General features: G+C 69.2%; 10 protein-coding genes. 8 read left to right on the top strand and 2 right to left on the bottom strand.

The features are described 5' to 3' along the window. Positions 1-4 precede the first annotated feature (4 nt). The 4 genes from mutM (at position 5) to smc (ending at position 5,463) form a co-directional block, all read left to right on the top strand. On the top strand, positions 5-853 hold the full coding sequence (gene mutM / locus FHR72_RS14535) for a bifunctional DNA-formamidopyrimidine glycosylase/DNA-(apurinic or apyrimidinic site) lyase (protein ID WP_183469177.1): 849 nt from the start codon (positions 5-7) through the stop codon (positions 851-853). A gap of 317 nt (positions 854-1,170) precedes the next feature. Then, a complete protein-coding gene (locus FHR72_RS14530) occupies positions 1,171-1,587 on the top strand; it encodes an OsmC family protein (protein WP_183469175.1) in 417 nt (138 codons plus the stop codon). Then, positions 1,571-1,855 carry an acylphosphatase gene (locus FHR72_RS14525; RefSeq protein ID WP_183469173.1) on the top strand — a complete coding sequence of 95 codons (285 nt, stop codon included), beginning with the start codon at positions 1,571-1,573 and terminating at the stop codon, positions 1,853-1,855. The genes FHR72_RS14530 and FHR72_RS14525 overlap by 17 nt, the downstream gene beginning before the upstream one ends. A gap of 26 nt (positions 1,856-1,881) precedes the next feature. Beyond that, a complete protein-coding gene (gene smc / locus FHR72_RS14520) occupies positions 1,882-5,463 on the top strand; it encodes a chromosome segregation protein SMC (RefSeq protein WP_183469171.1) in 3,582 nt (1,193 codons plus the stop codon). Positions 5,464-5,468: 5 nt separating this feature from the next. On the opposite strand, the gene fni is transcribed toward smc, so the two are convergent. After that, positions 5,469-6,497, bottom strand: a complete 1,029-nt coding sequence (gene fni / locus FHR72_RS14515) for a type 2 isopentenyl-diphosphate Delta-isomerase (protein ID WP_183469169.1) — start codon at positions 6,495-6,497, stop codon at positions 5,469-5,471. Positions 6,498-6,525: 28 nt separating this feature from the next. Between fni and ftsY the strand changes: the two genes are divergently transcribed. The 4 genes from ftsY (at position 6,526) to FHR72_RS14495 (ending at position 12,476) form a co-directional block, all read left to right on the top strand. Continuing rightward, entirely contained in the window at positions 6,526-7,998 is a 1,473-nt protein-coding gene (ftsY, locus tag FHR72_RS14510; protein WP_183469167.1) for a signal recognition particle-docking protein FtsY, read from the top strand. 198 nt (positions 7,999-8,196) lie between these two features. After that, complete coding sequence (locus FHR72_RS14505) at positions 8,197-9,549, top strand: ammonium transporter (RefSeq protein WP_183469165.1); 1,353 nt, start codon at positions 8,197-8,199, stop codon at positions 9,547-9,549. Between the two features lie 35 nt (positions 9,550-9,584). Continuing rightward, positions 9,585-9,923: a P-II family nitrogen regulator gene (locus tag FHR72_RS14500; protein ID WP_011779408.1), complete on the top strand. Its 339-nt coding sequence runs from the start codon at positions 9,585-9,587 to the stop codon at positions 9,921-9,923. Positions 9,924-10,004: 81 nt separating this feature from the next. After that, the gene (locus tag FHR72_RS14495; protein ID WP_183469163.1) at positions 10,005-12,476 is read left to right on the top strand and encodes a [protein-PII] uridylyltransferase; all 2,472 of its coding nucleotides are present in this window, start codon (positions 10,005-10,007) and stop codon (positions 12,474-12,476) included. Here FHR72_RS14495 and FHR72_RS14490 read toward each other — a convergent pair. After that, the coding region (locus FHR72_RS14490; RefSeq protein ID WP_183469161.1) for an integrase core domain-containing protein at positions 12,473-12,893 on the bottom strand (421 nt) is incomplete at its 5' end. The genes FHR72_RS14495 and FHR72_RS14490 overlap by 4 nt on opposite strands.

Here is a 12,893-nt window from a genome sequence, read left to right as displayed (position 1 = left end):
CGCGATGCCTGAGCTTCCCGAGGTCGAGGTCGTCAGGCGCGGACTGGCCGAGCACGTCACCGGCAAGACCATCACGGCCGTCAGGGTCCACCACCCCCGCGCGGTACGGCGGCACGAAGCCGGGCCCGCAGACCTGACGGCGCGGTTGCTGGACACCACCATCACCGGCACGGGCCGGCGCGGCAAGTACCTGTGGCTGACCCTCGGCGACCAGTCCGCGCTCGTGGTGCACCTGGGCATGAGCGGGCAGATGTTGCTCGGGGAGGTCCCCAATGCCAACCACCTGCGCATCGCCGCACTGCTGGAGGATGGCACCACGCTGAGTTTCGTCGACCAGCGAACATTCGGTGGATGGATGCTCGCCGACCTGGTCACTGTCGACGGCACCGACGTCCCCGCACCCGTCGCCCACATCGCCCGCGATCCGCTGGACCCGTTGTTCGACCGCGACGGCGTGATCACGGTGTTGCGGCGCAAGCACTCTGAGATCAAACGTCAGCTGCTGGACCAGACCGTGGTGTCGGGTATCGGCAACATCTACGCCGACGAATCCCTGTGGCGCGCCAAGATCAACGGCGCGCGGCTGGCGTCGGGGGTGTCGAAGGCCAAGCTGGCCGAACTGCTCGACGCCGCGGCCGCCGTGATGACCGACGCGCTGGGCCAGGGCGGTACGTCCTTCGATTCGCTCTATGTCAATGTCAACGGCGAGTCCGGCTACTTCGACCGGTCGCTGGACGCCTACGGCCGCGAGGGTGAGCCCTGCCGGCGATGCGGGGCGATCATGCGACGGGACAAGTTCATGAACCGCTCGTCGTTCTACTGCCCCCGCTGCCAACCCCGCCCACGCGTCTGAGGTGCCCACGCGGCTGTCGCGGAGGTTCGCCTGTAGCGCCCCCGCGGCGGAGGCGTCCACGCGGTTGTCGCCGAACTGAGGTTCCGGGCTGTTGTGGGCGCCTTGATCACGACCGGGAATCTCAGTTCGGCGGAGGTGCCCACGCGGTTGTCGCCGAACTGAGGTTCCGGGCTGTTGTGGGCGGCTTGATCACGACCGGGAATCTCAGTTCGGCGGAGGTGCCCACGCGGTTGTCGCCGAACTGAGGTTCCAGGCTGTTGTGGGCGCCTTGATCACGACCGGGAATCTCAGTTCGGCGGAGGTTGTAGAAATAGGGCGTGACCGAACTGTGGGTTGAGCGCACCGGGGTGCGTCGCTATACGGGGCGCAGCACGCGCGGCGCCGAAGTGCTGATCGGCTCGGAGGACGTCGAGGGCGTCTTCACGCCGGGCGAGCTGATGAAGATCGCGCTGGCGGCGTGCAGCGGGCTGTCCAGCGACCAGCCACTGCGCCGACGGCTGGGAGACGACTACGAGACCACGATCCGGGTGTCCGGACTCGCCGACCGCGAGCAGGAGCGCTACCCGCTGCTCGCGGAGGTGCTGGAAGCAGACCTCTCGGCGTTGTCGGCCGACGACAAGGCCCGGCTGCTCACCGTCGTCGAACGTGCCATCGACCAGGTGTGCACGGTGGGGCGCACGTTAAAGGCTGGGGCGGAAGTGACATTTGAGGTGAAAGATGTTGGGGGAAACTGATACTCGGCTGGTGGCCTGGGTGCACGGCCAGGTGCAGGGCGTGGGTTTCCGCTGGTGGACGCGGTCGCGGGCCCTCGAGCTCGGCCTGACGGGCTACGCGGCGAACAAGCCCGACGGCCGGGTCCACGTCGTCGCGCAGGGCCCCCGCGACGCCTGCGAACGCCTGCTGGAGCTGCTCACGAGCGGAAACACGCCGGGGCAGGTCGACAACGTGATTCACGACTGGTCGGAAGCCGCCGACGCGTTCACGGGGTTCACCGAGCGCTGACCTCCGCGGCGGTAGGGTAACGCGTCATGCATCTGAAGAGTCTGACGCTGAAGGGCTTCAAGTCCTTCGCTTCGCCGACGACTCTGCGCTTCGAGCCGGGGATCACCTGCGTGGTCGGTCCCAACGGTTCGGGTAAGTCCAATGTCGTCGACGCGCTCACCTGGGTGATGGGCGAGCAGGGCGCCAAGACCCTGCGCGGCGGCAAGATGGAAGACGTCATCTTCGCCGGCACGTCGTCGCGTGCGCCGCTCGGTCGCGCCGAGGTGACCCTGACCATCGACAACTCCGACAACGCGCTGCCCATCGAGTACTCCGAGGTGTCGATCACCCGGCGCATGTTCCGCGACGGCGCGGGGGAGTACGAGATCAACGGCAGCCGTTGCCGTTTGGCGGATGTGCAGGAGCTGCTGAGCGACTCCGGCATCGGCCGGGAGATGCACGTGATCGTCGGGCAGGGCAAGCTGTCGGAGATCCTCGAATCGCGTCCGGAGGACCGGCGCGCCTTCATCGAGGAGGCCGCGGGTGTTCTGAAACACCGCAAGCGCAAGGAAAAGGCCGTCCGCAAGCTGGACTCGATGGCGGCCAACCTCGCGAGGCTCACCGATCTGACCACCGAGCTGCGCCGTCAGCTCAAGCCGCTGGGCCGCCAGGCCGAGATGGCCCGCCGCGCGCAGACCATCCAGGCCGACCTGCGTGACTCCCGCCTGCGGCTGGCCGCCGACGACCTCGTCTCCCGCAAGGCCGAGTTCGACGACACCAACCAAGCCGAGACCACGCTGCGCCGCGAACACGAGGACCTCAGCGAGCGCCTGGAGGCTCGGGCGCTGGAACTGGACGCGCACGAAAGCGCGGTCGAGGATCTCAGCGAGCGCGCCGACGCCGCCCAGCAGCGCTGGTTCCGGCTGTCGGCCCTGGCCGAACGCGTGGGGGCCACGGTGCGCATCGCCAGCGAGCGCGCCCAGCACCTCGACGCCGAACCCGACTTCTCGGTCGGACCCGACCCCGACGAGCTCGAAGCCCAAGCCGACGCCGTCGCCGAGCAGGAGCGGCAATTGCTCGACGAACTGGCCGAATCCCAGGCCAGACTGGAATCCGCACGTGCCGAACTGTCCGAGCGCGAACAGGTGGCTGCCGAGGCAGAGCGTGCCCACATGGCCGCAGCGCGCGCCGAGGCCGATCGCCGCGAAGGACTTGCCCGGCTGTCCGGCCAGGTCGACACCATGCGCACCCGGGTCGAATCCGTCGACGAGACGGTCGCGCGGCTCACCGCGACCATCGACGAGGCGGCCGCCCGCGCCCAGCAGACCCAGGCCGAGTTCGAAACCGTGCAGGGGCGCGTCGCCGAGCTCGACGAGGGCGAGGTCGGTCTCGACGAACACCACGACCGCTCGGTCGCAGCGCTGCGCCTGGCCGATGAACGGGTGTCCGAACTGCAGGCCGCCGAGCGCGCCGCCGAGCGCCAGGTGGCGTCGCTGCAGGCCCGGATCGATGCGCTGTCGGTGGGTCTGGACCGCAAGGACGGCGCAGCCTGGCTGCAGGAGAATCACGGCGGGACAGGGCTTTTCGGTTCCATCGCGAACCTGGTCAAGGTGCGGCCCGGACACGAGTCGGCTGTCGCGGCGGTGCTGGGCGCCGCGGCCGACGCGCTCGCCGCCGACGACGTCGACGCCGCGCGTGCGGCGGTCGCTGCACTGAAGGAGTCCGACGGCGGCAGGGCCGCGATCGTGCTGGGGGACTGGCCCGCTCAGCCTCAGGTGACGGGCTCGTTGCCCGCCGGGGCGTCGTGGGCTCTCGATCTGGTCGATCCCACGCCGCGGGTACGGGGCGCGGTATCGGCGATGCTGGCGGGCGTCGCGGTCGTGGACGATCTCGCCGCCGCGCTGGAACTCGTTGCTGCACAACCGCATCTGCGAGCCGTGACGGCCGACGGCGACCTCGTCGGATCCGGCTGGGTCAGCGGCGGATCCGACCGCAAACCCAGCACGCTGGAGATCCAGTCCGCCGTGGACCAGGCGCGCTCGGAGCTGGTCGACGCCGAACGCCGGACCGGCGAGCTGTCGGCGGCGCTCTCGGGAGCACTGGCCGAACAATCCGCCCGCCAGGACGCTGCCGAACACGCACTGGCGGCCCTCAACGAATCCGACGCCGCCATCTCCTCGATCTACGAGCAGCTGGGTCGTCTCGGCCAGGACGCCCGCGCCGCCGACGACGAGTGGCAGCGCCTGATCGCGCAGCGGGACGAGCTCGAGGCGGGCCGCAACCGCACCGTCGAGGAGCTCGCCGCACTCGAACTGCGACTGCACAATGCCCAGCAGGAACCCACGTTCGACGTCGAGGTGGTCGACCGCACGGAATCGACCGCCGCCGTCGAGGCCGCACGTTCGGCGGAGGTGGAAGCCCGGCTGGCTCTGCGGACCGCGGAGGAGCGCGCGAACGCCGTTCGTGGCCGCGCCGATTCGCTGCGCCGGTCAGCGGTCGCCGAGCGAGAGGCGCGGGCGCGCGCTCAGCGGGCCCGCGAGGCGCGTGTGCACGCCGCGGCGGTGGCGACCGCCGTCGCGGGAGCGGGAAGGCTGGTGGCTCAACGCCTCAGTGAGGCGGTGGCGGTGGCGTCGCAGGTACGCGACGAGGTCGCCGCCGAGCGCCAGGTGCGCGCGGGTGCCCTGACCAAGGCCCGAGAAGAGGTCAACGAGCTCACCGCGCGGATCACCGCCCTCACCGATGCGCTGCACCGCGACGAGGTGGCCAAGGCGCAGGCGGCGCTGCGCATCGAGCAGCTCGAACAGCAGGTCCTCGAGCAGTTCGGTATGGCGGTGGCCGACCTGGTCGCCGAATACGGTCCCGAGGTGCCGTTGCCGCCCTCGGAGCTGGAGGTCGCCGAATACGAGCAGGCGCGCGAGCGCGGCGAGCAGGTCACCGCACCCGCGCCGATGCCCTACGACCGGCCCACACAGGAGCGCCGGGCCAAACGTGCCGAGAAGGAGCTCAAGGAGCTCGGCCGCGTGAATCCCCTTGCCCTGGAGGAGTTCGCGGCCCTGGAGGAGCGCTACAACTTCCTGTCGACCCAGCTCGAGGACGTCAAGGCTGCGCGCAAGGACCTCCTCGACGTCATCGCCGATGTGGACACCCGGATCCTGCAGGTGTTCACCGAGGCCTACATGGATGTCGAACGCGAGTTCACCCAGGTTTTCTCGACCCTGTTCCCCGGCGGCGAGGGCCGGCTGCTGCTGACCGACCCCAGCGACATGCTCACCACGGGGATCGAGGTCGAGGCCCGCCCGCCCGGCAAGAAGATCAAGCGCCTCTCGCTGCTGTCGGGCGGGGAGAAGTCGCTGACAGCCGTCGCGATGCTCGTCGCGATCTTCCGCGCGCGGCCTTCACCGTTCTACGTGATGGATGAGGTCGAAGCGGCCCTCGACGACGTCAACCTGCGCCGGTTGATCAGCCTGTTCGAGCAACTGCGCGAACGGTCACAGCTCATCGTGATCACGCACCAGAAGCCGACGATGGAGGTCGCCGACGCACTGTACGGCGTCACGATGCGCGGCGACGGCATCACCACCGTCATCTCCCAGCGGATGCGGGGTCAGGAACTGGTCGCCAGTTCCTGACGGGGTCAGCCGGCCGCGGTCACGCCGCGCTCGCGCAGCGCGGTGAGATTCGCCGCACCGCACCCGTGCAGGCACACCAGCAGCTCGTCGATGAACCGCTGCAGCCAATCCACAACGGCAGCAGCGGATTCCACCGCCGGAGCGAGCAGAGGGCGGGCGATCGCCACCACCTCGGCCCCCATCGCCAGCGCCTTCGCGGCGTCCATCCCGGTGCGGATCCCCCCGGAGGCGACGAGCGGGACGTCCGGCAGCAGTCCCCGCACCTCGGTGAGCGCCTGCGCGGTGGGGATGCCCCACTCGGCGAGCGCGGGATAGCGCACCTCCCCGTAGCGGACGAACTGCTCGATGCGCGCCCACGACGTGCCGCCCGCCCCGGCCACGTCCACCGCGGCGATGGGACAGTCGTGCAGTTCGGCGGCCGCGGCCGCGCCGATGCCGTGGCCGACCTCCTTGAGCATCACCGGGTAACCGATCGTCCCGGCGACGTCCCGCAGCCGGGCCATCGAACCGGAGAAGTCGGTGTCGCCGTTGTGCTGCATCGCTTCCTGCAGCGGGTTGGTGTGCACCGCAAGCCCGTTCGCGCCGACCCGGTCGAGCGCTGCGGCCAGCCCGGGCACCATCGACGACTGCAACTGCGCCAAACCGATGTTGCCGATCAACAACACGTCCGGCGCCGACTCGCGGACGTCAAAGCTCGCTGCCGCGGCCGCGTCGTCGATCATGACCCGCTGCGAGCCCAGCATCATTCCGATACCGAGTTGCTGGGCTGCAACGGCCAGATTGCGGTTGATGATGCCCGAGAGCTCCGCACCGCCGGTCATGGCGCCGATGAGCACCGGGGCCTTCAGCGGTGATCCGAAGAACTCCGTTCCGAGATCGACGCTGTCGAGGTCGGTCTGGGTCAGCGCGTTGTAGGGGAGACGGTAGCGCTCGAAACCGGTGGTGAGCGTCTGGTAGTCGACGGGTTCGGTCAGGCACACATCGATGTGGCGCCGCTTGCGGTGGCGCAGCACAGCCCCGGGGTCAGGCGTCACCGGTTATGCCCCCTGAGACAATGGCACGGTGAGTGAAGGTCTCTGGATCGCCATCGCGGTCATCGCCGTTCTGCTCGTCGTCGCACTCGTCGTGGGGCTGGTGCGGTACCGCCGCAGGCAGATCAGCCTCAAGGCTCCGGACACTGCCACTCCTGTCGATCGCTCGGGCGGCTATACCGCCACGTCAAGCATCACATTCACCCAGTCGGCACCCCCCAGGGCCCCGGCGGCCCCACCGAAGACGCCCGAGCGTCCGCAGCGGCTGGACACCAGCGGCTTGCCTGCTGTCGGTGATGATGCCACCATCCCGCGGGACGCGCCCAAACGCCCCATCGCCGACGTCAGACTGCCCGAGCCGCCGGTGGTGGAGCGCGAGCCCGCCACCGAGCTCGACACCGCGCCCCCCGCCGCGCCCGCCACCGAGCCCGAGGCGCCCGTCGCACCGCCTGCCCCCCAGGACACGGCGCCCGCTCCCGACGTCGAGGCGCCCCAGGCGCCCACGGCTGCCCCTGAGCCCGCGACGGTTGCCGACCCCGTCGTCGACGACGCCGCTCCCGCGGCGCCCGACCTCGACTCCATCGCACCGGCCGAAGGGCGCCTCGACCGGCTGCGCGGGCGTCTGTCGAAGTCCCAGAACACCCTCGGCCGCAGCATGCTGGGGCTGCTCGGTGGCGGCGACCTGGACGAGGACTCGTGGGAAGAGGTGGAGGACACCCTGCTGATCGCCGACCTCGGACCGGTGGTCACCGAGTCGGTGGTGAGCTCGCTGCGGGTCAAGATGGCCAGCGCCCGGGTGCGCACCGAAGCCGATGCCCGTGCGGTGCTGCGCGAGGTGCTGATCGACGAACTCCAGCCTGACCTCGACCGGTCGATCCGGGCCCTGCCGCACGCCGACAAGCCGTCCGTCCTCCTCGTCGTGGGTGTCAACGGCACGGGCAAGACGACCACGGTCGGCAAGCTCGCCCGCGTCCTCGTCGCCGACGGACGCCGGGTCGTCCTCGGTGCGGCCGACACGTTCCGGGCCGCCGCGGCCGACCAGCTGCAGTCGTGGGCGTCGCGCGTCGGGGCCCAGGTGGTGCGCGGACCCGAGGGCGCCGATCCCGCCTCGGTGGCTTTCGACGCCGTCGACACCGGGATCGCGTCGGGCGCCGACGTCGTCGTGGTCGACACCGCCGGGCGGCTGCACACCAAGACCGGCCTGATGGACGAGCTGGGCAAGGTCAAGCGGGTCGTCGGCAAGCGGGCCGAAGTCGATGAGGTACTGCTGGTTCTCGACGCGACCATCGGGCAGAACAGCTTGCCGCAGGCCCGGGTGTTCGCCGAGGTCGTCAACATCACCGGGGTGGTCCTGACCAAGCTCGACGGGACGGCCAAGGGCGGCATCGTGTTCCGCGTGCAACAGGAACTCGGGGTGCCCGTGAAGCTGGTCGGGCTCGGTGAGGGCCCCGACGATCTGGCCCCGTTCGAGCCCGCCGCGTTCGTCGACGCATTGCTGGGCTGACACCGAATTCGACACCGAATTTCGCTGTCCGACCGCGTGATTTCTGCTGTCCGCCCCTGGTGAAACATGAGCGTAACGGCATAGACGTGTCCGTTCACGCGGGCGAAACACAACAGCATCACAGGTGAAACGCGGGCAAAAGAGTCTCTTCGGGAGGCCGATCCTGGTCGGCCGTCATCCCAAGGAGGTTCACACAAAGTGGTTTTAGCCTTGCCAGACGAAGCGTTCCTGCCGTTCGGGCCCGAGGGCCTGAGCGCCGGGGACACGGCGTGGGTGCTCACGTCCGCCGCGCTGGTGTTGTTCATGACACCGGGGCTGGCCTTCTTCTACGGGGGTCTGTCCCGTCAGAAGTCCGTCCTGAACATGATGATGATGTCGTTCGGCTCGATAGGTGTCGTCAGCGTCATCTACGTGCTGTGGGGCTACTCGATGTCCTTCGCCTCGGCGCACACGGGGGAGAGCGACTTCTTCGGTGTGTTCGACAACCCGTTCTCGCTCTTCGGCGTCAGTCAGCTGACCGAGGTCCGTGAGATCGACGGCGTGGAGACCTTCGTGTCGGGCGGTTTCGGAACCGTGCCCGCCATCGTCTGGGTGGCATTCCAGCTGACGTTCGCCGTGATCACCGTCGCGCTGATCAGCGGCGCGGTGGCCGAGCGGATGAAGTTCGGCACCTGGCTGCTCTTCGGCGGCATCTGGGTCACCCTGGTGTATTTCCCTCTGTCGCACATGGTTTGGGGTGGCGGTCTGCTGTCGGGTGCGGAGGACGGCATCGCCGCCAAGCTGTTCGGCGTCGACGACGAAGGCGCTGCCAACGTGTCGCCGATCGACTTCGCCGGCGGCACGGTCGTGCACATCAACGCCGGTATGGCAGCCCTGGTGCTGGCGCTGCTGCTGGGCAAGCGCACCGGATTCGGCAGAACCCCCTACCGTCCGCACAACATCCCGTTCGTGATGCTGGGCGCCGCCATCCTGTGGTTCGGCTGGTTCGGCTTCAACGTGGGCTCGGAGGGCGCGGCCGACATGCTCGCCGGTGCGGTGTGGGTCAACACCACGGCCGCCACCGCTGCGGCGATGCTGGCCTGGCTCGTGGTGGAACGCTTCCGCGACGGGCACGCCACCAGCGTCGGCGCCGCGTCGGGCATCGTCGCCGGCCTGGTCGCGATCACCCCGGCGTGCGGCTCGCTGAGCGCGATCGGCTCGCTGATCCTCGGCGCGGTGGCCGGTGCGCTCTCGGCGCTGGCGATCTCGCTGAAGTACAAGTTCGGCTACGACGACTCCCTCGACGTCGTCGGCGTGCACCTGGTCGCCGGACTGTGGGGCACGGTCGGCATCGGTTTCCTGGCCACCGAGACGGGTCTGTTCTACGGCGGAGGCATCGAGCAGCTGGTGGTGCAGATCGTGATCGCACTCGTGGCCCTCGTCTTCACCGGCGTCATGGCCGCCCTCATCGCATTCATCGTCAAGCCTTTGGGATGGCGGGTGTCCAAGGAGGATGAGGACACTGGTATCGATGAGACCGAACACGCCGAAACGGCTTACGAGCTCGCCTGACCGGCGACACTTTCCTCGGAAGGGATCATCTACACATGAAGCTGATTACTGCGATCGTCAAGCCGTTCACGCTGGAGGATGTCAAAACCGGTCTCGAACAGACGGGCATTCTCGGGATGACCGTCTCTGAGGTCCAGGGATACGGACGTCAGAAGGGGCACACCGAGGTCTACCGCGGTGCCGAGTACTCGGTGGACTTCGTCCCGAAGGTGCGTGTCGAGGTGGTCGTGGATGACGCGGCCGTCGACAAGGTGGTGGACGTGATCGTCCAGGCCGCGCGCACAGGCAAGATCGGCGACGGCAAGGTCTGGGTCAGCCCGGTCGAGACCGTCGTGCGGGTGCGTACCGGCGAGCGCGGGGCCGACGCCCTTTGATCCACATCGTCGAATGAGAAGTCGTCTCCCGGCAGTTGCGCCGTGTGAGTGCTGGATCGTCAAGTGCCGGGAGGACATCTCGTGAAGGATTCGAAGTCGCAGCCCGCCGCCGGCGCGTCCCGTTGGGAGCGTCCGGCGGCGGTCTCGTCCCGTCCGGCAAAGGATCTCGTCGCCGCCGCAGAACAGCTCCTGTCGGGGAGTGCCCGCCAGCTCGACTCGGCCGGTCTGCGCGATGCGCTGCTGGATCTACACGACTTCTGGCTCACCACAAAGGCAACCGAGATCGGCATCACCGCGACGAGCGGTTTCGCGATCGTGGCCACCGGCGGTCTGGGCCGGGGTGAGCTTCTGCCCTACTCGGACCTCGACCTGATGCTGTTGCACGACAACATGCCTGCCGATGCGGTGGGCGAGGTCGCCGAGCTCCTCTGGTACCCGTTGTGGGATGCCAACATTCGTCTGGACCACAGCGTCCGGACCGTGCCCGAGGCGCTGCGCGTCGCCGGCGAGGACATCTCGGCCGGGCTGGCGATGCTCGAGGCGCGTCACATCGCCGGCGATGCCGACCTGTCAGCCCTTCTCGTCGGGGGTGCGCGCCGGCAGTGGCGCACCGGAATCGCGCCACGTTTCGACGAACTGGTCGAACACACGAAGGCGCGGTGGCAGCGCAGCGGCCAGATCGCCCACCGCGCCGAGCCGGATCTCAAGTGCGGCAGGGGCGGGCTGCGGGACGTTCAGCTCCTCAATGCGCTGGCGATCGCCCAGCTGGCCGACGTGTACCCGAGTCGATCGCTGGCCTCGCCCACCGAAACCCTCGGCGAAGCCCACCTTTCGCTGCTGAACGTCCGCACCGAGCTGCACCGTGTCGCCGGTCGCGGCCGCGAACTCCTGCTGGCCCAGCACGCCGACGAGATCGGGGCGTCGCTGCGCATCGGCGACAGGTTCGACCTGGCCCGCATGCTGTCCGATGCGGCGCGGACAGTCAGTTACTACGTCGACGCCGGGATCCGGACGGCGTCCAACGCCCTGCCGCGCCGGGGAATCTCCGCGCTGCGCAGGCCGGTCCGGCGGCCCCTCGACGAAGGCGTCGTCGAGTTCGCGGGGGAGGTGATCCTGGCCCGCGATGCGCGGCCGGAACGCGACCCCGGGCTGATCCTGCGCGTCGCCGCCGCGTCGGCCACCACGGCCCTGCCGATCGCGGGTTCCACGCTGAGCAGACTTGTCGAGACCGCGCCCGAATTGCGCACCCCGTGGCCCAGACAGGCGCTCAAAGACCTCCTGGTGATGCTCGCCGCGGGCCCCTCGGCGGTCGGCACCATCGAGGCGCTCGACCGTACCGGTCTGTGGGGCAGGCTCTTTCCGGAGTGGGGCGCGGTTCGTGACCTGCCCCCACGCGACGTCGTGCACATCTGGACAGTGGACCGCCATCTCACCGAAACAGTGTCCCGGGCAAGCGCATTCACTACGCGGGTGTCACGGCCGGACCTGTTGCTGCTCGGTGCGCTCGTGCATGACATCGGCAAGGGTCGCGGCGGAGACCACAGCGTCATCGGCGCGGAACTGGCGCACCAGATCGGCAGCCGGCTCGGCATGTGGCCCTCCGACATCAGGGTGCTCTCCCAGGTGGTGCGCCACCATCTGCTGTTGCCGCACACCGCCACTCGTCGCGACCTGCAGGATCCCGCGACGATCGCCACCGTGGTCGAAGCCCTCGACGGCGACCTCGTGGTGCTGGAGCTGTTGCACGTGCTCGCCGAAGCGGACTCGTTGGCGACCGGCCCCGGTGTGTGGGGTGACTGGAAGGCCTCCCTGCTCGGTGAGCTGGTGAGGCGCTGTCGCCTGGTGATGGCCGGCGAACCCCTGCCGCATCCCGACCCCGTCGATCCGAGATTCCTGTCGCTGGCCGGTCAAGCGCGGGTGCACGTGGAGCTGACGCCGTCGGACACCGCGCACACCTTCGACGTCACGATGATCGCCCCCGACAGCCGGGGCCTGCTGTCCAAGGCCGCCGGCGTGCTCGCACTGAACTCGCTGCGGGTGCACTCGGCGTCGGTCAACGGCCACGACGGCTCGGCGATCAACACCTTCGTGGTGTCGCCCCGCTTCGGTTCACCACCGGCGGCCGAGCTGCTGCGCCAGCAGCTGATCCTGGCGATCAGCGGCGAGCTCGACGTCATGGCCGCCCTGGAGAAGAAAGACGCCGAAAGCACCACGACGGGGCGAGCGGGCGAGGTCAGGGCCGCCGTGCCGATCAACCCGCCGACGGCCCCGCCGCGGGTGCTGTGGCACGACGTGGCGCCCGGTCAGGCCGTGGCCGAAATCCGCGCGACGGACCGCGCCGGGCTGCTCGCCCTGCTGACCGGCGTGTTCGAACGCGCCGGCGCCGACATCGCCTGGGCGAAGGTCACCACGCTGGGATCGTCGGTGGTCGACGCATTCGGGGTCACGCTGGCCGCCGCGGACCCCGGGGCGCGCAGGGCGCTGGAGGCGGACCTGTTCGCGGTGCTGCCCGCCCCGCCTGCGCCCAAGCAGGTGCAGGACGAGGCCGGCTAGCTGTACTGCCCAGGCAGGTTGGTCAACCTTGTGATGGGTGGGACCTTCCCGATCGCTGAGTGTTGCCGGTGGTGATTGTAGGTATGCAACCAGGCCGGAAGCGCTGATCGCCGGGTGCGCTCGTTTGGGTAGAAGCGGGCGAAGGCCCATTCGGCAGCCATGCTGCGGTGGAAGCGTTCGATCTTGCCGTTGGTTTGCGGACGGTAGGGGCGTGTTCGGCGGTGCTTGATGCCCAGGTCCTGGCATGCGTGGCGCCATGCATGTGAGCGGTAGCAGCCGCCGTTGTCTGACAACACGGCTTCAACGGTGACCTCGCGCTCAGCGAACCAGGCGACCGCCCGGTGCAAGACGGCCACCGCGGTGGCGGCGGTTTCGTCATCGTGAATCTCGGCGTAGGCCACTCGCGAGTGGTCATCG

The sequence above is a fragment of the Mycolicibacterium iranicum genome (genome assembly GCF_014190915.1).
Classification (GTDB): domain Bacteria; phylum Actinomycetota; class Actinomycetes; order Mycobacteriales; family Mycobacteriaceae; genus Mycobacterium; species Mycobacterium iranicum_B.
Note: the sequence above shows the minus strand (reverse complement) of the source record. Positions and strands in the feature narration are given on the sequence as shown.